The organism is Paenarthrobacter sp. TE3676 (assembly GCF_056279165.1).
Genome location: NZ_JBWBQU010000005.1, coordinates 29,830 through 49,676 on the forward strand (window position 1 = coordinate 29,830; position 19,847 = coordinate 49,676).

General features: G+C 63.8%; 12 protein-coding genes, 1 tRNA gene and 1 pseudogene. 3 read left to right on the top strand and 11 right to left on the bottom strand.

Annotated features, from left to right (window positions below; translation table 11 throughout):
• Positions 1-14: 14 nt before the first annotated feature.
• The gene (gene nhaA / locus ACZ881_RS12980) at positions 15-1,349 is read left to right on the top strand and encodes a Na+/H+ antiporter NhaA (RefSeq protein ID WP_476116036.1); all 1,335 of its coding nucleotides are present in this window, start codon (positions 15-17) and stop codon (positions 1,347-1,349) included.
• 16 nt (positions 1,350-1,365) lie between these two features.
• On the opposite strand, the gene sufU is transcribed toward nhaA, so the two are convergent.
• The 10 genes from sufU to ACZ881_RS13030 form a co-directional block, all read right to left on the bottom strand.
• Positions 1,366-1,818, bottom strand: a complete 453-nt coding sequence (gene sufU, locus ACZ881_RS12985; RefSeq protein WP_091466188.1) for a Fe-S cluster assembly sulfur transfer protein SufU — start codon at positions 1,816-1,818, stop codon at positions 1,366-1,368.
• A gap of 69 nt (positions 1,819-1,887) precedes the next feature.
• Entirely contained in the window at positions 1,888-3,213 is a 1,326-nt protein-coding gene (locus ACZ881_RS12990; RefSeq protein ID WP_476116038.1) for a cysteine desulfurase, read from the bottom strand.
• 79 nt (positions 3,214-3,292) lie between these two features.
• A complete protein-coding gene (locus ACZ881_RS12995) occupies positions 3,293-5,776 on the bottom strand; it encodes an ATP-binding protein (RefSeq protein WP_476116041.1) in 2,484 nt (827 codons plus the stop codon).
• Positions 5,777-6,247: 471 nt separating this feature from the next.
• Positions 6,248-8,905 (bottom strand): AAA family ATPase, encoded by a 2,658-nt coding sequence (locus tag ACZ881_RS13000; RefSeq protein ID WP_476116043.1) that lies wholly within the window; start codon positions 8,903-8,905, stop codon positions 6,248-6,250.
• Between the two features lie 41 nt (positions 8,906-8,946).
• Complete coding sequence (locus ACZ881_RS13005) at positions 8,947-11,679, bottom strand: helix-turn-helix transcriptional regulator (protein WP_476116045.1); 2,733 nt, start codon at positions 11,677-11,679, stop codon at positions 8,947-8,949.
• 141 nt (positions 11,680-11,820) lie between these two features.
• A complete protein-coding gene (gene pth, locus ACZ881_RS13010) occupies positions 11,821-12,405 on the bottom strand; it encodes an aminoacyl-tRNA hydrolase (protein WP_476116047.1) in 585 nt (194 codons plus the stop codon).
• A 119-nt stretch (positions 12,406-12,524) separates the two neighbouring features.
• Positions 12,525-13,100 carry a 50S ribosomal protein L25/general stress protein Ctc gene (locus tag ACZ881_RS13015; RefSeq protein ID WP_091466180.1) on the bottom strand — a complete coding sequence of 192 codons (576 nt, stop codon included), beginning with the start codon at positions 13,098-13,100 and terminating at the stop codon, positions 12,525-12,527.
• Positions 13,101-13,419: 319 nt separating this feature from the next.
• Positions 13,420-14,400 carry a ribose-phosphate diphosphokinase gene (locus ACZ881_RS13020; RefSeq protein WP_011774071.1) on the bottom strand — a complete coding sequence of 327 codons (981 nt, stop codon included), beginning with the start codon at positions 14,398-14,400 and terminating at the stop codon, positions 13,420-13,422.
• Positions 14,397-15,896, bottom strand: coding sequence for a bifunctional UDP-N-acetylglucosamine diphosphorylase/glucosamine-1-phosphate N-acetyltransferase GlmU (glmU, locus tag ACZ881_RS13025; protein WP_476116051.1), 1,500 nt, complete (start codon positions 15,894-15,896; stop codon positions 14,397-14,399). The genes ACZ881_RS13020 and glmU overlap by 4 nt, the downstream gene beginning before the upstream one ends.
• Positions 15,897-16,019: 123 nt before the next feature.
• A tRNA-Gln gene (locus tag ACZ881_RS13030) sits at positions 16,020-16,091 on the bottom strand.
• A gap of 288 nt (positions 16,092-16,379) precedes the next feature.
• Between ACZ881_RS13030 and ACZ881_RS13035 the strand changes: the two genes are divergently transcribed.
• Both ACZ881_RS13035 and ACZ881_RS13040 read left to right on the top strand, forming a co-directional pair.
• Positions 16,380-16,979 (top strand): TetR/AcrR family transcriptional regulator, encoded by a 600-nt coding sequence (locus tag ACZ881_RS13035; RefSeq protein WP_091467603.1) that lies wholly within the window; start codon positions 16,380-16,382, stop codon positions 16,977-16,979.
• Positions 16,980-17,223: 244 nt separating this feature from the next.
• Positions 17,224-17,632: pseudogene (locus ACZ881_RS13040) on the top strand (VOC family protein).
• Positions 17,633-17,994: 362 nt separating this feature from the next.
• On the opposite strand, the gene ACZ881_RS13045 reads toward ACZ881_RS13040, so the two are convergent.
• Complete coding sequence (locus tag ACZ881_RS13045) at positions 17,995-19,827, bottom strand: ABC-F family ATP-binding cassette domain-containing protein (protein WP_476116053.1); 1,833 nt, start codon at positions 19,825-19,827, stop codon at positions 17,995-17,997.
• Positions 19,828-19,847 lie beyond the last annotated feature (20 nt).

The following is a 19,847-nucleotide window of genomic DNA, read 5'->3' on the forward strand; positions in this document are numbered from 1 at the left end:
TTTGAGGAGCCCCTGTGCCCCAGCCATCGAACCAGCCCGCAGCACCCGAGCCCGGCGCATCGAGCCAGACCGGCAAAGTTTTCTCACGCTCCAGCTACCCCGAGTACCGCAGGATCCTCTCGATCCTCCGCGCCGAGACAGTTGGCGGCGCCCTCCTCCTGGCAGCCACCGTGGTTGCCCTCATTTGGGCGAACTCCCCTGCAGCAGACGGCTATTTCGCACTCCGCGACGTCAAGATCGGCTACGAACCCTGGCATCTTGACCTGAGCTTGGGCCATTGGGCTTCGGATGGCTTGCTGGCGGTGTTCTTCTTCCTCGCGGGACTCGAACTCAAACGCGAATTCGTCGCCGGGGAACTCCGCAAACCTGCCCGGGCAGTTGTCCCGGTAGCCGCTGCCGTTGGCGGCGTGGTGGTTCCAGCCCTGATCTACGTTCTCTTCAACCTCGGAACAGCCGGAGAAACCCTCAAAGGCTGGGCGATCCCCACTGCCACGGACATCGCCTTCGCCCTTGCAGTGCTGGCCGTCATCAACACACATTTGCCCGCCGCGCTCCGGACTTTCCTGCTGACCCTTGCAGTGGTGGATGACCTCATCGCTATCGGCATCATCGCCTTCTTCTACTCCACCGGGCTCCAGCCCCTCATGCTTTTGGCTGCCCTGGTTCCACTGGCGCTCTTCACGTTCCTTGTCCAAAAGCGGATCCGCAGCTGGTATCTTTTGCTGCCGCTCGCCCTGGCCACGTGGGGCTTTGTCCATGCGTCCGGCATTCACGCCACCGTGGCCGGAGTGCTGTTGGGCTTCGCCGTTCCGGTCCTGGCCAGCGGCAAAAAGGGAGAACCGGCCGAGGGCCTGGCCGAGCACCTCGAACACAAACTACGCCCGTTCTCAGCAGGCTTCGCCGTGCCTGTCTTCGCGTTCTTCTCCGCAGGCGTGGCCTTGGGAGGGTTGGACGGCATGGGGGCCGCCCTCCGGGATCCGGTGGCCTTGGGCATCGTGGCAGCGTTGGTGATAGGCAAGGCCTTGGGTGTCTTCGGCACCACGTTCCTGGTCACCAAAACCACCCGCGCAAGCCTGGATTCCAGCATCGCCTGGATCGACCTCTTCGGGCTGGCACTGCTGGCCGGCATCGGATTTACTGTCTCGTTGCTGATCGGCGAGTTGAGCTTCGGCGCCGGCTCTGCCCATAACGATCACGCCAAGGTAGCCATCCTGGCAGGTTCCCTGATCTCGGCGCTGCTGGCCGCCGTCGTGCTCAAGGCCCGCAACCGGCGCTACTGCCAGGTCCAGGCAGATGAAGAACGGGACGACGACGGCGACGGCGTCCCTGACGTGTTTGCGCGCGCCTAACGCGGAGGTACTGCTGTTAGGCGGTGGCTTGGTTGAGCGCGTCCTCGGCGGCAACCCAGGAAATCATGGCGCATTTCACGCGGGCGGCATAGCGGGCCACCCCTTCGAAGGCAGCTGCATCGCCCAGAATCTCCGGGTCCGCCTGGACCTTTCCACGGGAACGCAGAACCTCGCGGAAGTTATCAATGACGGAGTGGAGTTCCTCCACGGACATCCCCTCACCCAGCTCGCTGAGCACCGAGGCCGAGGCCATGGAGATGGAACAGCCCGCGCCGTCCCAGCTGATCTGCTGGACGGTTCCGTCGGAAACTGCAAGCCGCAAGGTCACCTCATCACCGCACACGGGGTTCAGCTGGTGCGACTGACCGGTGGAAGTACCGTCCGGGGCGTCCGTTCCCGCCAGGCCGCTGCCGTGCCGCTGCTTGGAATGGTCCAGGATGATCTGCTGGTACAGCTGGTCAAGACTCATGATGCTTGTTGCCTCTTCTAGGGGAAATCGTTGGGTGACGGCTGTGCGGCCGAAGGCCCGTGCCGCGGGTCAGGCTTGGAAGTAAGCCCGGACACCCGAAACAGCGTCGAGGAAAGCATCGACGTCATCCGTGGTGTTGTAGAGGTACGTGCTAGCGCGGGTGGTTGCCGTGAGTCCGAGCCGGCGGTGCAGCGGCTGGGCGCAGTGGTGGCCCACGCGAACGGCGATGCCGCGGTCATCAAGGAACTGTCCGACGTCGTGGGCGTGGACCCCGGCGACGTCGAAGGCTGCCAGTCCGATTCGTTCAGAACCGGACGCCGGCCCTACCACGCGAATGCAGTCGATGCTTTCCAGCCCCTTCACCAGACGCTGGCCGAGTTCCGCTTCCCAAGCGTGGATGCGATCAATACCCGTCTCGGTGAGATAGTTCACGGCAGTTGCGAGCGCAACAGCCTGGGAGATCCGTTGGGTTCCGGCCTCGAACCGCTGGGGTGCCGGCAAGTACTCTGCCCGTTCCATGGTGACCGTGGTAATCATGGACCCGCCAGTCAGGAAAGGCGGCAGGACATCCAGGAGCTCCTGCTTCCCGTACAGCACGCCCACGCCGGTGGGGGCCAACATTTTGTGGCCGGAGAAAACGGCGAAATCGACGTCCAGTTCCTTGACGTCAACGGCCATGTGCGGAACGGACTGGCAAGCGTCCAGGACCACCAAAGCACCCACACGTCGGGCCATGGCTACCAGTTCGGGTACCGGGTTGATGGTGCCCAGGACGTTCGATGCGTGGGTGAAGGCAAGGAGCTTGGTCCGCTCCCCCACGATTTCGCCCGCTGCATCGAGCCGGAGCATCCCGTCGTCCGTAACGGGGATGTATTTCAGTGTGGCACCCGTCCGGAAGGCCAGTTCCTGCCAGGGGATGAGGTTGGCGTGGTGCTCCATTTCGGTGACGACGATCTCGTCGCCCGGACCGATCGCCAGGTCCTTCAGACCGGAACCACCGCGCCCCTGGGCAGCCCACAGAGCGGCGTTGGATAGCGCGTAGCTGATGAGGTTGAGTCCCTCCGTGGCATTGGAGGTCCAAACGGTTTCCTCGTACTGCGCGCCAATAAAGTCCGCCACGGTATGGCGTGCGTCCTCAAAGACCTCGGTGGCTTCCACCGCAAGATGGTGTGCACCGCGGTGAACGGCGGCGTTGCGTTGTTCGTAGTACTCCTGCTCGGCCTCGATGACGCTGAGCGGGTTCTGCGACGTAGCGCCGGAATCGAGGTAGATCAAGGGTTTGCCGTTGACCAGCTGATCCAGCACCGGGAAATCGTTCCGGATCCGCAACACCTCCGCGTTGTCCATGGCATGCATGGACCGCTGCAGTGAGGCGGGAGTTGATACGGCAGTCAAGGGGCGCTCCTTGGAAATCCTTCAGGGACTCCTCATTATCCCACGCTGGCCCCTACCCGGCGGTGTGCCGTACAGCACGTCAGCTGCCGGCCCGCCCCGGCACCCATCCCAGCGGTGGGACCATCCCGCTGTCGAAGGCACTCCTGAGCCGCTCGACGAGCACCGAGGCCCGACGACTCGCGGCAGCGCGCGTCCTGGCCTCGTAACCGCTGGCCGCGCGCGAATAGCAAAGTGCTGCGTGGGCAAACTGCCGGTCTGCAGACAAGCTCCGCCCAGCCGATTCCAGGGCCTTGGGGTCGTTCTCCGTCAAGGCCGATGCGAACCTCCCGAGCGCCGCACCGCCCGCGCCGTGGAGGGTGGCGGCCAGAGCGCCCAGGCGGCGCAGGATCTCAAGATCGTCGACGGCGGTACTGTCCGCGTTAAGTGTCAGGAGCGACAACACCTCAGCCTCCATCAAAGTGCTCCCCTGTGAGTGCAACCTTTCCGCCAAAGCCAACAGATGAGTTGCTGTGACGGAGGCTTGGTCCTGCGCTGCCGCGATATACACGGTGCTGAGCTGTAGCAAGAGGCCATCAGGGCTCGCAGTGTTCCGAGCGGCTTCCTGCGCGGCCTTGCCCTGCTGGACCCGTGCCATGGCCTGGAGTGAGTTCCCGCACCACGCCTCGCAGTAGGCAAGCATGGCCGCCGCCAGGGCGAGTACCGGCGGTAGGCCGGCGTCGTGCAGTTCAGCGAGGACGGGCTCCAAGGTGACGCGGGCTGCGCGCGGAAGCCCCTGGCTGAGCTGGACGTAACCGCGGGCGACGTCCAGGCATGCCGAAAGGTGCAGAGGCAGGGCGTACTCGGCGGGACAGTCCAAAAGCGGGTCCACCAGTCCCCAGGCCAGGTTGTACCGGAGACTCACGACATGCCGAAGCATCGTCCCCGGCAGGAACATCTCCATCGCCGGGTCAGCACTGATGGCTCCCATCGCAGCAGAGGACCCCTGCAGCGCTTCCGGCGCCGCGCCGGAAAGCAGCAAGCGCTCCGCCTCCAGCACATTCCACACGATCAGGGCGGCAGGGTCAGCGGGCTCCCCGGAGCCCTGGCTGCCGGGCGCCTGCCCCACATGCTCCAACCCAGCATGCTCCGCTTCGAGAGGCACGGCACCAGGCGCGGCACCCAGCAATCCGAGGGCCATGAGTCTGTGTGCGGCGTCGACCTTCACACCAAGGGACCCACCCGCGGCCGCCAAGCGCCGAAGTTCCGGAGCTGCTTCCGCCAGCTGGCCCTCGGCGATCAGCGCCCGCGTGCTGAGCAGTCGGGCCTCGTCTGCGTGATCCGCGCCCGTCACTGCTGAAGCAAACCTCCGGGCGAGTTCGGCCGTGGACGGCCTGTCAGCGGCGGGAGCGGCGGCCAAGAGAAGCTCGTCGGAGAGGCTGAGTCCGCAGTCGAGGGTCCATGTCATCCATCGCAGCATTGCGGGTGCCGTCTCCACAGTCAGCGCCGGCTCCTCCACACCCAGCCGGAGTGCCAGGCTCCGGGACCGCGGCACGGACAAACGGGTTCCTTCCCCGCGCAGCCAGGAGCTCGTGCGGACCAGCAGGGGCCGGCCCGGCAACAACCTGATGTCATGGTTCGTGAAGAGATGCTCCATGGCCTTCTGCCCGAAATGGCGCTCCACTACCTCCAACGCCACGGGCTCAGCCAGCGCGATGAGTTCCAGCGCCTGGCGTTCTTCCGGCGGGCGGGAAACGTTCTCCGCCCGGACATGCTCAACCACGCTGGGCCAGTCGCAGTGCGCCCGGACATCGATGGTCCAGAAACCATCCATCTGCACCAGGAAACCGGAGCGGCGGGCGTCATGCACCGCGAGGCAAAGCAATCCAACGTTGAAGCCGCTCATGGCAGCGAGGAGGCTGCTTGCTCGTCGCTGGACGTGTCCGCCCAAGACTGTCTCGCACAGAGCGTGAGCCTCTTTGAAGCTGAAGGGCGGCAGGAAGTACTGCTCCAGGAAGCCGTCTTCCCAGAGCTGGTAGAGGTCCTGCGGGAGCGGGTAGCGGCTTTCCGCCGTAGCCACCAAGGTTGCGCCGAAGCCCGGGATGAGTTGCAACAGGACCGCCAGTGAGGCTGGATCGATGTAGTGGATGTCGTCCACCAACAGGACCAGCTGCGGCCGGGTCGGTTGAGCGTGCCGCTTGTTCCGGCGTCGCCCAAGCGGGGGTGTATACAAGTAGTCGGCTGGTCCCAAAGTTTTGGTGAGGGCCCGCAGCACGTGGAGGCCCGGAGCTACAGCCTCCTCCACTTCGCCTGCGGAAACGGCTCCCAATGCGCCGAAGTGGAGTGCCTTAAGTTCAGGCTTTCCGGTGAAGGTGCGGACATCCACGGTTTTGGGGAGCCCCTCTTTGAGGGAGAGCAAAAGGTGGCTCTTTCCCGAGCCCCGCTCTCCCACCACCACGATCCCACTGGTGGAAGCCGATGGAACGGCGGAAAGTATGAGGTTGAGCAGCTGCGCCCTGTCCGGGAGTGTTGATGGCCTCAGCCCTGCTGTGACGGTGTCTTCGTCCAGCCAGGGGTCCGGCAACATGCACACTCCAATAGCAGCAGTCCCATGATGCGGGAGGGGGTGGGGGGCCGCGATACGCGGGGTCCCTGGCCTAGAAGCCGGCGGCGGCTGGGGGGAGAGTCTCGGTCTCAGAAGACTCTGTCGCCGCCGGCTTCGTACAGGGCCGGACCACCTTGCGGCGGCCGGAGCATCGGCTCAAGAGACCTCCGATGCGGGTGATGCGACTTTCGGAATCCCGGTGATGCTTGGGGCTGAACCGTTCTTCCAAGATCAATATTGCCGGGGCGCAACATCGCGTACATCAGTAGTTGGTACTCGAAAAGCGGGCAGCTTTTGGTGCCGCCATACTCTGTTGTACTCAGTCCCAGGACGGGGCACTACTTGGTTTGGACACGGAATACCCGCGCATTACTCCATTGATTTGGTAAATCCCGCGGGATTCCGGGGGTAGGTGGGCCGGGAGGCCCTGAAGCGGGTACTCAGCAGCGCGCGTCAGTGACGGACGGCCGCACCCAGATCTTCACGCCGCCGGATGCCCAGTTTGGCGTAGCTCCGGTACAAATGACCTTCCACGGTCCGGACCGACACCATGAGCTTCTCGGCGATCTGGCGATCGGTCAGTCCTGAGACGGCCAATGCCACGATGTCCTGCTCACGTCGGGTCAATGGCACGGACCGGTCCGCCTCGGTGTGCGGGTCATGAACCAGGGCATCGCCCAGGCTGGCCTCGCTGACATCGCGCAGTACAGCTGCTTGCCGCGCCTCGGGCCGTTTGCCTTCAGCGTCGAAGGTCACAGCAGCCCTGTCGAAGGCCACCGCGGCGGGCCCGGGCATTCCGGAAGCAGCCAAGAGATTGCCCGCATTCACGAACCCTTGGCCGTCACCGCGCAACTGTGCGGCCGCCATGGACTGCCAGCCGGCTGCCCAGCCCCCGTCCATCGGCGACGCCGTTTCCTGGATGGACTCCATGGCCTGCACGTCCCCGACCTCGGCCCTAAGGACCAGGTTCTGCAGCAAAATGCCGGGCAACCGGTGCAGATACCCGGATTCCGGAAGTCGGCTCAATTTCTGCAGGCCTGTGCCTTTGTTGAGAAGTTCCTGGCCTGCGAGCCTGAACACTTCCGCGAGTGCTTCCACGAAGGCGCCTGCGCCTGCCGCCGCTCGCTGCTCCCTTTCCAGGCGCCGGGCAAGCAGTGTGTTGCCGGACTTGGCTGCGGCATAGAACGCCAAGGCGTTTCCAAGGCTTCGCAACTGCAGCGGGTCCCTGACCCGCAGCGCTTCGACGGCGGGCGTCAGCAGCTCCGTTGCCTGTTCCAGGCGGCCCTGGCGCAACAGTGACATGCCTTTGAGCGCTTCGACGCCTCCACCAAAATAGATAAGTCCCATGGCCGAACCGGCGGCGTAGCGGTCAAGGGCTGTAGCGGCCGCTACCCAATCTCCGGATTCCAAGGCGGCCAGGGTGTATCGCAGCAGGACAAAGTCGCTGAAGTACAGGAGGTCATTATCGTTTTCCAACAGTAGCAAGGCTTCGCGGCCAGCCTCCAAAGCCTGCCCGGGGTGTCCCTCCACCGTCAGGAGCTCACACTGCATCGCCAGCAGGAAAATCCGGTTCATGGCAAGGTCAGGCCCATCATCCCCGAGCGCTTCCGCGAACCCGTCCAGGCCCTCACGGAGTTCCTCATAGCGGCCGTCATTGGCGAGCACTGCCAATTCCAGCGCCCGCACGTGCCTTTCGACTTGCCGGACAACAGGGTCCGAGATCTCCCGGTCACCAATCAGGGCTTTGGCAGCGGTCCGCACATCAGCCACGATGTCAGCTGACGGATCGCCCGCGGCAGTGCGCGCTGCAGCCCACAGAAGGCCTGCGCCCAAAGGTCGCGACGGATCAGCGTCCAGGAACCCGGAGCCTTCCTCCAACAACCCGGCGGCACGGCGGTAGTCGCCGTCGTTGTAGTGGACCATGGCCATGACCGCGCTCGCCCGCGGACGCAGCGCCTCCGACCGAACTTTTCCCGCTGCCGCTACCGCCAAGGGATTCTGAAGCAGCTTGGCGGCCAGGAATGCTGCCTGCAGCAGCCGTTCATCCTCGACGTCGGCGCCACAGTCCAGGGCCCAGCTCACCATCCGGAGCAGTCCCTCCGCTGTGGACGGTTCCGTGGGCAATTGCTGCTCCATGCGCTGGCGGATTTGGAGGCTGCGGGCAGGCGAAACGATCTTGCGCAGCGCCTCACTGTACATGGGGTGCCACATTTTGAGGGGCCCACCGGCTCCATTGGCGGACAGTACAAGCCGGCTGTCCATCAATGCCCGTACAGTGTCCCTGCCCACTTGCGTATCCAGCACAGCGGCAGGGACGGGCTCGGACAGGGCGATGATGTACATCGCCTCCCTTTCAGCTTCGCTGGTCCGAAGTACCCTGTTGCGGACTACCTCGGCCAGGCTTTCCCCGCTGCCGGAGAGTGCCCGGGTCAGGAGCCAGACTCCGTTCCGGCGTACCAGGTTTCCCTCAGACTTTGAGTCCTCAAGGAGGCAGTGAAGCAGCAATGGGTTGCCTTCGGACGCTGAGTGCAGGACCTCAACCGCGCTGGACATGACGGTCCCGCCGAGCGTCTTTTCTGCCAGCTCCGTGACCGTTTGCTTGTCCAGCGGGTGGAGCTCCAGCCGTTCTGCCAGTCCGTCGTACCAGAGTTGAAGCAGGGCCGCGGGCAAACCCGGCCTGGGCCGGCTGGTGGCTACGAGCCGCGCCCATCCCGCAGTGACCAGCTCGGCGAGAATCTGCGTAGTGCCTTCATCGAGGTCGTGTGCGTCGTCCACGATCAACAGCAGGCGCGCTCCTTCGCCGCCACGCCGTTTCTCGAATTGGGACCAGAACTCACGCAGGATCGCCACAGGCGACGTTGCTTGCTCAACAGGAAGGTCCAGTAAGTACGGGGCAAGGACGCCGTAGGGCACGGCGGACAAAGCGGGACTCCCATGAACCCGCATCACCACCATTTCCCCAGCCAGGCGCGCTGCGATTTCGGCTGCCAGGGCGGTCTTTCCGATGCCGGGATCCGCAACCAGGAGCACGGCCCCGGCGCCTTCCTGACGCAGAATCTCCATGGCGAGTTCCAGTTCGGCGTCCCGCCCTACAAGGTGCTCAGCCTGCATGGGCAACCCACACCATGTCTACGGAAGTTTCGCCGCTTGCCTCACAGCAGTCCATTGAGCTCGCCCCGAGACGATACGCCGAGCTTGGTGAACACCTGGTACAGATGACCTTCTACAGTTCGCACAGACACCCCAATATCCATCGCGATTTCACGGTTGCTGACACCCTTTCCCGCGAGTTTAGCAATCTGGCGTTCCCGTTCGGTTAACACCGGCGCGTCGCTGCGTGGCTGGATCGGCAATGCCGGGACCGAATGTTCCAGCCGTTCAAGCCTCAGCTGCGCCGTTCGGGCCGCTGTTGTTTCCCCGGCGTCCCTGGCGTAATCAAGTGCCATGGCCACGCACCGGGCTTCCACCACCAACAGGTCAAGGGATGCTGCAGCATCAGCGGCCGCCAGCAATGAGCGGGAGCTCTTGGTCAGGGCGCCACGCGCAAGATCGCCGGAAATCTTGGCCAAGGGCCCTTGGCGGCGGCCGGCAATATCCTCCAGCAACCGGTATTCCTCGTCTGTCCCTTCCACGGTGGCGCCAAAAAGGTAGATGCCGGCCGTGGTGAAGCGCTGCTGCTCGATGTCTGTGCGCACCCGGGCCAGGAGCCGCTGCTTCACATCAGGGTCACCCATCCACCGCCCGGCCAGCTCCGCACAGAACTCAGCGACGGATTCGGAGAAATACGTGCCCACCCCCCTGCAGGTCCTGTAGAGGTCCAGGTACCGGCCTGCCTCCACGGAATTGCCCAGTTGAGCGTAGGCAAAAGCGGTGGCTGCATAGGCAACCTTGTTCATGTTCATGCTGGGCCGGAGCTCCAATTGCGCAACGGCCGAGCGGAGGGGTTCGATTGCGCTGGCGGGCTTGCCCGCATAAGCGAACGCAAGCCCAACGCCCAGTTCAGTGAGCGCACCCCGGTATTGAAGGCGTGAGGACCCTGAGGGTGTGCGGCGCATGAGTTCGATGCACTTCCGCCATTGCCCGGACAACAACAGGACCAGGAACGCGTGCCTCGCGAAAGATTCCTCCAGCTGTGCGGGGCGGTCCGTGTCCCCCAAGTGCCGTGAAACGGTTCGCGCAAGGTGTTGTGCCTCCAACTCCCTGCCAAGCATGCAGCGGGCCTCGATCAGGAAGAAGGATGACCTAAGCCAGTGTTCGCGGTCCTCCGAGGGATCCTTGGCCTGTTCCTCCTCCAAGGCGTCAATCATGGCGGCGTACTCACCCATGTAGGTTTGGTACTCGTAGCTGCAGAGCCGGAGTCGGTTGCGCGCCGCCGTCATTGCCCGTGCCGGGTAATCCCCGGCCTTGGCTTCGAGTGTCTCCAGACCGGCGGCGATAACCCCCGGCACCATTGCTGACCGACCGTCGATCCACGTCATCGCCTGGCATTTTGCTGCGATGACTTCAGCGAACTCCAATGGCTCCAAAGCCTCGATGTGGGAGTCGGACACCTCATCCAGGGCCTGGGCCGCGTGCAACGGCAGGTCCAGCAACAGGTAGGCCGCAGCTTTGAGCCGCTGCCCGGGCACCCATTCGCTGTCCTTCGGGTCCAGTGACAGCGTGCACTGAATGGCGAAGTTGGGGTCATAGTCATCCAACGCGGCCCGCCCGGCCGCAAGTGCATGCGCGGGTGACGGCGCGGGCTCGTCCTCGGAGGCATGCATCCATGCCGCATAGCTGAGGAGGTCCTGCGGTGCCAAGGCTTGGAGTTCCGGCTCTTTGGGACCGTGCAGCATCAACCGCAGCTCACGCATGCGGCGGGTACTCAACCAGCCGCGCACTACCTCGCCCACGTACGGGTCCCGGAGCGAAACCCAGTGGTCCCCATCCTTTTCAATGGTCAGCAGGGCGGACTCTTCCATCTCCACCAGAACGTCGGTGCCGAAGATGTCGGCCAGATCCAACAGTGTTGCGCGCTGCGCACAAGCCAGGATTTCGACGACGGTCCTGCTGGCTTGCGGTTCGCGCGCCAGTCTGGAGCGGACAAAGTCCTCCACAACCGTGGCGCCCTCAAGTTTGATTCGGTCACGGAGAGTCCAGACGGAGTCATTGAGAACGAGGTTGCCGGTATGCCGTTGCTCCTCGAGAAGCGCATGCAGGAGCATGGGGTTACCACCCACGGCGGAGTGAAGTGAACCTACCAATGTTGAAGAGACATAATGCCCCAGGACCGAACCCAGGACCTGCTTGGTCTGTTCCTCGCTGAGGGTATTCAGATGTACCTCACCCAGCGTTCCTTCAAGGACCAGACGATGGAAATCAGCTGGAAGGTCGCTGGCGCGTTGGACGGTGGCGATGACCTTCGCGGTGCCGGTGGCCATGAGGTTCAACAGAACGCCCGTGCTCATGGGATCCATGCCGCCGGCGTTGTCCACGATGAAGACAGTTTCGCGGCCCGCGGCTTCTGTCCTGATCAGGTTAGTGACCGCATGCAGGATGCCCGTAGGCGAGCCCACGGCACCCGAGGGCAACCGGGCCAGCAGGAAACCAAGGCATCCATAGGGGGTTTGGCCGCTTGCTACGGTGTTGCGCAGCTGGAGGCTGTGGACTTTGGGACCAAGAGAGGACACTACTGCCCTTGCCAGGCCTGATTTACCGATTCCCCGTTCCCCTGTTAGGACCACACCGTAGGAGTCGGGCGATTCGAGGTGTTTGCCCGCCTTGGACAAATCGTGGCTCCGGGCCAACAGCGACCATGTTTGACGGTCTGTTGGGCCGCCCACAAGATCGGGAGCCGCAGCTCTCGCTGCGCCTCCCCCGCTCCTGTTTAGCAACTCCGCCGACATCCGCATCCTTAGCTACACATCCGCGACAGTCCCCCACCGCTTACTTGCGTAAGATGCACACTACCGCCGGGGGCCCACAGTTTGTAGGCCTTAAGGTCCTCGGGACCGTCAGGCTTTCCTCAGGCTTTCCTCAAGATTTGCTCAAGCTTTGGCAGGGTGGTGCTTCTGTTGCGCGGCGAGCAGGCCCTGGTCCATGAGCAGCTCCACTGCGTCAGCCGCTTCGTCCACGAGGAACGGCAGTTCCTTCTTCTCCGCGGTGGCGAAATCCCGGAGGACGTAGTCGGCCGTCTCCATGCGGCCCGGCGGTCGGCCCACCCCTACACGGACACGCAGGTAGTCCTTGGTGGCAAGTGCTTTGGAGATGTCCCGCAGACCGTTGTGCCCGCCCTCACCGCCGCCTATTTTTAGCTTGACCGTGTTAAAAGGGATGTCGATCTCGTCGTGGACGGCTATGACATGGTCCGGTGCGATGTCGAAAAAGTTGCACAGCCCAGCTACGGGTCCGCCTGAGACGTTCATGTACGTCATGGGCTTCGCCAGCACCACACGGGGACCTCCAATACCCAGCCGGCCCTCCACCACCTGGGCGCGAGCCTTGTGGACCTTGAACTTCCCACCCATGCGGGAAGCCAGTTCGTCCAGCACCATCTGGCCAACATTGTGCCGGTTGTTGCTGTACTCGCTGCCGGGGTTGCCGAGGCCGACAATCAGCCAGGTGTCAGTCATGGTCTCATCCTAGGGAGGGTTCGGTTGATCAGCAGGGATGGTGGGTGGCAAAGAAGAAGTGGCCGGGACCCCAAGGGTGCCCGGCCACTCAACGGCGTAAGCCTCAAGCAGTCAGAAGACTACTCAGCGGCAGCTTCCGTGCTCTCTTCTTCCTCAGCACCAGCGGCTTCAGCGATGCGGACCACCAGGGTGTCGCCTTCGGTGAGCAGGATGGAACCCTTCGGAAGGACCAGGTCGGAAGCGTGGATGCTCTCGCCGGCCTTGAGGCCGTCGATGTTGACCTCGACGGCGGTGGGAACGTGGGTTGCTTCAGCTTCGAGGGAAACCGTGGTGGCTTCGAGGCTGGCGACAGCACCCGGAGCAACTTCACCGGAAACGTGGATGGCGATGTCGACGGTAACCTTCTCGCCGGCCTTCACGGTCTGGAGGTCAACGTGCTCGATGATCTGCTTAACGGGATCGCGCTGGATGTCCTTGACGAGCGTAAGGTGCTGCTCGCCGTCGACGTCGATTGCAAGCAGGGCGTTGGAAACGCGAACTGCCAGCGTGGTGGCGCGGCCCGGCAGGTTGATGTGGATGGGCTCTGCGCCGTGACCGTAGATGACAGCCGGGATCTGGCCGGCCATGCGTGCACGGCGGGCGAAACCCTTGCCGAATTCGGTGCGCAGTTCTGCGGTGAGCTTCTGCTCAGACATGTGTACTCCTTGATTACTGTGGCACCCGGGAAGTCCGGGCTGGTCTATCAGCAAGGGCGGAGGTCTGGAGACCTTCTACGCCCGGCTGAGATCGGCCGCCGAGCAGCCGTTCCGCCTGTGTTGAAGGAGATGCAGACCCAGTCGATAACGGAGACCCGCAACCCTGGTCCACAAATGCGGACCGGATGTGCTCTCCCTCGCCAAGGTATCCCCAAGAGTTTAGCAGCGGTTCGCACCCTTTCTGAAAACGGGCAATGAAAACGGGCCACCCGCACGCCCGAAGGCGGCGGATGGCCCGCTCAAATTCAGCAGTCCGGCGCTATGCTTTGCCGTCGAACAGGCTCGTGACCGAACCGTCGTCGAACACTTCACGAATGGCGCGGGCAATCAACGGTGCGATCGACAACACCGTCAGCGACGGGAAGCGCTTCTCCGCCGGGATGGGCAGCGTGTTGGTGACCACGACTTCGCGGGCACCGGAATCAGCGAGGCGCTGCGCGGCGGGATCTGAGAAGACCGCGTGCGTGCAGGCAATGATGACGTCCTTGGCGCCGGCGTTCTTCAGGACCTGGACGGCGCCGGAGATGGTTCCGCCAGTGTCGATCATGTCGTCGATGAGGACGCAGGTGCGGCCTTCAACCTGGCCAACAACAGTCTTGGAGACTGCCTGGTTGGGGACGGTGAGGTCGCGGCTCTTGTGAACGAACGCGAGCGGGGCACCGCCCAGGCGCTCAGCCCACTGCTCGGCTACCCGGACGCGGCCCGTGTCAGGCGAAACAACCGTGATGTTGTCCGCTTCCACCTTGGTGCGGATGTAGTCGGCCAGCAGCGGGATTGCCATCAGGTGGTCCACAGGACCGTCGAAGAAGCCCTGGATCTGCGAGGTGTGCAGGTCAACGGACATGATGCGGTCCGCGCCGGCGGTCTTGTAAAGGTCGGCAACCAGTCGGGCGGAAATGGGCTCGCGGCCGCGGCCCTTCTTGTCCTGGCGGGAGTACGGGTAGAACGGGGAAACAACCGTGATCCTCTTGGCAGAGGCGCGCTTGAGCGAGTCAATCATGATCAACTGCTCCATGAGCCAGTTGTTCAGCGGAGCCGGGTGGGCCTGGATGACGAAGGCATCAGTGCCTCGCACGCTCTCGGCCGAACGGACGTAGATTTCCCCGTTGGCGAAGTCGTAGGCGTCGATGGGCAGGAGCTCGGTCTCCAGCTCCTTCGCGATTTCCTGCGCCAGCTCCGGATGCGCCCTTCCGGCGGCGAGAATCAGTTTCTTCTCGCCGTGTGCGGTAATTTCGCTCATGCCTGTTTGCCTTCTTCTATGGTTGCCGGGGATTGTGAAGATGTGGATGCGGACGCCGGCTCCTGCGCGGCTTCGGCCAGCTTCGCGGAGGCGGTGCCCGGCCGGTTGGCCGCTACCCAGCCTTCGGCGTTCCGCTGTGCGGCCAGGCTGAGCGCGAGGGCTCCCGCGGGAACATCCTTACGGATGACCGCGCCGGCGCCACTGTAAGCGCCGTCGCCAACTGTCACAGGTGCCACGAAGACCGTGTTTGAACCTGTGCGGACGCCCGAGCCGATCACCGTGCGGTGCTTCTTCTCGCCGTCGTAGTTGGCCGTGATGTTGCCGCAACCGATGTTGGTGTCTTCGCCGATCTCAGCATCACCGGCGTAGCCCAGGTGGGACAGTTTGGAACCGCGGCCGATTGTCACGTTCTTGGTTTCGTAGAACGCGCCGATCTTGCCGGTCTCGCCCAGGACCGTGCCGGGGCGGAGGTACGTGAACGGTCCGACACTTGCCTTGGCACCGATGGTGGAACCCGAACCGTGCGTACGGATCACCTTTGCGCCTTCGCCAACGCTGACGTCCGTCAAGGTTGTGTCAGGACCAACGACGGCGTCGCGCGCCACCGTGGTGGAACCGTGAAGTTGGGTGTTGGGCAGCAACCGGACGTCTTCATCGAGCGTGACGGTGGAATCGATCCAGGTGGTGGCGGGATCCACCACGGTCACGCCGGCACGCATCCAGGACTCGATGATGCGGCGGTTGTGCTCTGCACCAAGCGCGGACAGCTGGATGCGGTCGTTGGCACCTTCAACCTGCCAGCGGTCCTCAGTCACGACGGCGGCTACCCGGCCACCTGCGTCACGGGCCAACCCGAGGACGTCGGTCAGATACATTTCGCCCTGGGCATTGTCCGTGGTGACCTTCGCCAGTGCGGTGCGCAAAACGGCGGCGTCGAAAGCGTAGATACCGGAGTTGACCTCGCGGATGGTGCGCTCGGTTTCGCTGGCATCCTTGTGCTCACGAATACCGGTGACGGTGCCATCTTCGGCGCGCAGGATCCGGCCGTAGCCGGTTGCATCGTCCAGCACCGCGGTGAGGACCGTGACGGCGTTGCCCTCAGCCTCGTGCGTTGCCACAAGTTCACCGAGCAGTTGACCGGTCAGCAGCGGGACGTCGCCGTAGGTGACCACCACGGTGCCGGAAAGTTCGCCGTCGGCGTCCAGCGCGTTGAGTGCCACTTCCACTGCTCGGCCTGTGCCGGGAACGTCGTCCTGGTCAACAATGAGTGCTTCCGGATCCAGCCCGGTAACGTGCTCTGCTACGCGGTCACGCTCGTGCCGGACAACCAGGGCCAGCTTCAACGGGTTGATGGCACGTGCGGCGAGGAGAGCGTGGCCCACCATGGAGCGGCCGCCGATTTCGTGGAGGATCTTGGGAGTCCGCGACTTCATGCGCGTTCCGGCACCTGCGGCCAAAACGATCACCGCTGCGGGACCGGTGGTTTCGGGGCTCACGTACTGGCTCTCCTTGCTCGGTATGTCCCGGGTAACCCGGCTTCGGAATGCTGCCATCCAGCAATGGACCCAGGCACCGTGAGAGCCGCTACAGGTACAGAGAAGGAGAGCATTTTCCGACCGTTCCGCCCATAGGATTCGAACCTATACTCCACGGCTCCAAAGGCCGGGGTGCTGCCATTACACCAGAGCGGACCGTGCATGATTCGTCCCCCGGATCTTGCGGCCCGGAGGGTTTCCCGGATCACCGGGATGCACACACAAGAATCTAGTTTGCCATGACCAATGCATGCTTCGCGACTTGACCACCCCGAGGACGCTCCGGGATTCACACTTCCGCTCCCGGAGGACCCGCCCTGCGCCCGTTCCAGCGGTCACTTAGGGCATGATGGACACGTGAGCAACCGCACTGAACTCCCCCGGCCAGCGGCCGCCTCCGAGCCCGCAGAGCATGTCACCAGCGGCCCGGCAGTGCGCATACGGATGACCGGACAGCAGCGGAAATCACAACTCGTCGGCATCGGTCGTGCCCTCTTCGCCGCCCGGGGACTGGATGGCACCACCATCGAGGAAATCGCTGCCGCCGCCGGAGTCTCCAAGCCCGTGATCTACGAGCATTTCGGCTCCAAGGAAGGCCTGTACCGGCAGGTGGTGGAGACCGAATTCCGGATCCTCCTGGACTCCATCACCGAGGCCCTCAGCACCGAAGCGAAGCCCCGCGTACTGGTTGAACGTGCTGCGTTGGCACTCCTTGGTTACATCGAAGACCGCACCGACGGCTTCCGGATCCTCGTGCGCGACGCCCCGCCCTCACAGCCCGAGGGCGCCTTCTCCACGCTGCTCACCCACGTGACGGCCAGGGTGGAACACCTTCTCTCCGACGAATTCGCGCGGCGCGGATTCAGCGCCGCGGACGGAGCCATGTATGCGCAGATGCTCGTGGGAATGGTGGCCATGACAGGCCAGTGGTGGCTGGACAGCCGCACTCCCGACAAACGGGCTGTCGCCGCTCACTTGGTGAACCTGGCGTGGAACGGCCTCACGGGGCTCCAAAAAGAGCCTGAGCTCCGCAGCGGGGACTAGGTTTATTCTGCGTTGGGGCTGCCACCCGCGTTAGGGCAGCCATCCTCTGCGTGCTGCTCCTTCGTTCGTCGCTTTGACGCACGCTGCCGGATGCCTGCCACGACGCTCTCTCACCTCCCGGCGCCTCCCGGGCAACCCTCTCTCACCTCCCGGCGCCTCCCGGGCATCCATCTCTCACCTCCCGGCGCCTCCCGGGCAACCCTCTCTCACCTCCCAGGTGCTTGGTACTTTGTAGGATGTGCTCATGACCGCACCGCAGATCTATGTGAGTTTCCCGGGAACGGCTCGTGACACGCTTGGTTTCTACGCGGAGATCTTCGGCGGGGAGCTTTCCCTGTACACCTTCGAGGATTTCAATCGCACCGACGGTCCTTCTGATGCGATCGCCCACGGAGTCCTCAGCGGGGTGGTTTCATTGGGCGGATCTGACACTTCAAACGGCGAAAAGAGCATCCGCACCGAAGGAGTCATGCTCTCACTGCTGGGAGCAGCCGAACCAGCAGTCCTTCACGAATGGTTCAACAAGCTCGCCGACGGGGGGCCGAATCGTGGACCCACTTGCGCCGAAACCATGGGGCGCATCAGACGGCCAGGTAGTGGACCGCCACGGCCTGCACTGGCTCATAGGCTACGAACAAGCGCAAAAACCCTAGGGACGTGAGAGACCATCCACCCCAAACCCTAGGGACGTGAGAGACCATCCACCCCAAACCCTAGGGACGTGAGAGACGATCGACCCGAAACCCTTGGGATGTGAGAGAGGGTCCGCCGCAAACCCGAGGAACGTGATAGAGGGTTGGTAATCGGCCGTCGGCGCAGCGGCAGGCATCCGGAAGCGTGCGTCAAAGCGACGAAGGAGCAGCACGCGGAGGATGTGCGCCGCTGTGCTGCTGCTAAGCGGAGGATGCGTGCCGCTGTGCTGCTGCTAAGCGGAGGATGCGTGCCGCTGCTAAGCGGAGGATGCGTGCCCCTGGGACGTAGCTAAGCAACGGCGAGACGGCGCTCACCGCTCAATCTACTCGCCCAGGATTTCGGCGGCCTCGAGCCACTCCAGTTCCAGGCCCTCTTTCTCCTCGAGCAATTCCTGGAGCTTTGCGTTGAGCTCCCCCAAGGCGTCGAAGTCACCGGATTCGGACTTGGCTGCCATCTGGGTGTGGAGCTTTTCTTCCTGCTGGGAGATCTTGCCGAGTTGGCGGTCGATCCTGTTGAGGTCCTTGCGGGCTTCGCGTTTTTCGGCTTCGCTGGCACCGGATGGAGCGGCCGCACCCGAAGAGCCGCCACTTGCGGAAGTGGGAGCACCTGAGCCGCCGCCAACTGCGCCCGAGGCCAGTGCAGCTTCGCGCAATTCGAGGTACTGGTCCACACCGCCGGGCAGGCCACGAAGTTTGCCATCGCCCAGCAACGCCATCTGGTTGTCGGTGACGCGTTCCAGGAGGTAGCGGTCGTGGCTCACCACAACCAGGGTGCCGGGCCAGCCGTCCAGGACGTCTTCGACGGCGGCAAGGGTGTCGGTGTCGAGGTCGTTGGTGGGTTCGTCGAGCATAAGGACGTTGGGCTCCCCTACCAGCAGGCGCAGGAGCTGAAGTCGACGACGCTCACCGCCGGAGAGGTCGCTCACGGGTGTCCACTGCTTTTCCTTGGTGAACCCGAGCTGTTCCACGAGCTGTCCGGCGGTAAATTCCTTGCCGCCCACACTGAACGACCGCTTCTCGCGTTCGATGACCTCAATGACGCGCAGGTCCGAGACTTCATCGAGCTCTTTGACGTCCTGGGTCAGCACGGCAGTGACCACAGTCTTGCCACGCTTGACCTTGCCCGAGCTCGGCTGGATTTCACCGTTCAGCAGCCTCAGGAGCGTGGACTTGCCTGCCCCGTTGACTCCCACCAGCCCAAGACGTTCGCCCGGCGCAAGCCGGAGAGTGATGTTGTCGAAGAGCTTCTGTCCGTCCTCGCCGTCGAGGAGGTCAAGGGTGACGTTCTCGAGGTCCAGCACGTCCTTGCCCAAGCGTGCGGTGGCCATTTTGCTGAGGGCCACGGAGTCGCGGGGATCGGGTACGTCGGCGATGAGGTCGTTGGCAGCTTCGATGCGGAACTTGGGCTTCGCGGTTCGTGCAGGTGCACCACGCCGAAGCCACGCCAGTTCCTTTTTGACGAGCTGCTGGCGTTTACCTTCGACGACGGCGGCCATACGGTCGCGCTCGGCGCGCGCCAAAACGTAGGCTGCGTACCCGCCGTCGAACATATCCACCATGGCGTCGTGGACTTCCCAGGTGTAGTTGCAGACTTCGTCGAGGAACCAGCGGTCGTGGGTGACCACCAGGAAGGCGCCCTGGTTGGCGCGCCAACGTGTCTTGAGGTGCCGGGCCAGCCACGCCACGCCTTCGACGTCGAGGTGGTTGGTGGGTTCGTCAAGCATGATGACGTCGTGGTCTTCGATGAGGAGTTTGGCCAGCGCAACACGGCGCTTCTGGCCGCCGGATAGAGCATGGACGTTGGCGTGCCAGTCGACGTCGCCCACCAGTCCGCCCATGACTTCGCGGATCTTGGCGTTGGCCGCCCATTCGTGATCCGCGCGGTCACCGACGATCGCAGCGCCTACTGTCAGGTCGCCGTCGAGCACGTCGCCTTGGTCCAGGTAGCCGACGTTGACGTCTCCGCGCTTGGTGACGCGGCCCGAGTCGGGCGTCGAACGCAAGGCGAGCAGGCGCATGAGTGTCGATTTACCGTCACCGTTGCGGCCCACCATGCCGATGCGGTCGCCATCGTCCAAACCGAGGGTGACGCCGTCGAGGACAGTGCGGGTCGCGAACGAAACGGTGAGGTTTTCGCCGCCAAGCAGGTGGGCCAATGGGTACTACTTTCTACTGC

Excerpts from the sequence above, each read along its gene's own strand:
- sufU (WP_091466188.1), bottom strand. The coding sequence starts at position 1,818 with ATGAGTCTTGACCAGCTGTACCAGCAGATCATCCTGGACCATTCCAAG.
- ACZ881_RS12995 (WP_476116041.1), bottom strand. The coding sequence starts at position 5,776 with ATGTTGCCGGACCCCTGGCTGGACGAAGACACCGTCACAGCAGGGCTG.
- ACZ881_RS13000 (WP_476116043.1), bottom strand. The coding sequence starts at position 8,905 with ATGCAGGCTGAGCACCTTGTAGGGCGGGACGCCGAACTGGAACTCGCC.
- ACZ881_RS13005 (WP_476116045.1), bottom strand. The coding sequence starts at position 11,679 with ATGTCGGCGGAGTTGCTAAACAGGAGCGGGGGAGGCGCAGCGAGAGCT.
- pth (WP_476116047.1), bottom strand. The coding sequence starts at position 12,405 with ATGACTGACACCTGGCTGATTGTCGGCCTCGGCAACCCCGGCAGCGAG.
- ACZ881_RS13015 (WP_091466180.1), bottom strand. The coding sequence starts at position 13,100 with ATGTCTGAGCAGAAGCTCACCGCAGAACTGCGCACCGAATTCGGCAAG.
- ACZ881_RS13020 (WP_011774071.1), bottom strand. The coding sequence starts at position 14,400 with ATGAGCGAAATTACCGCACACGGCGAGAAGAAACTGATTCTCGCCGCC.
- ACZ881_RS13035 (WP_091467603.1), top strand. The coding sequence starts at position 16,380 with ATGACCGGACAGCAGCGGAAATCACAACTCGTCGGCATCGGTCGTGCC.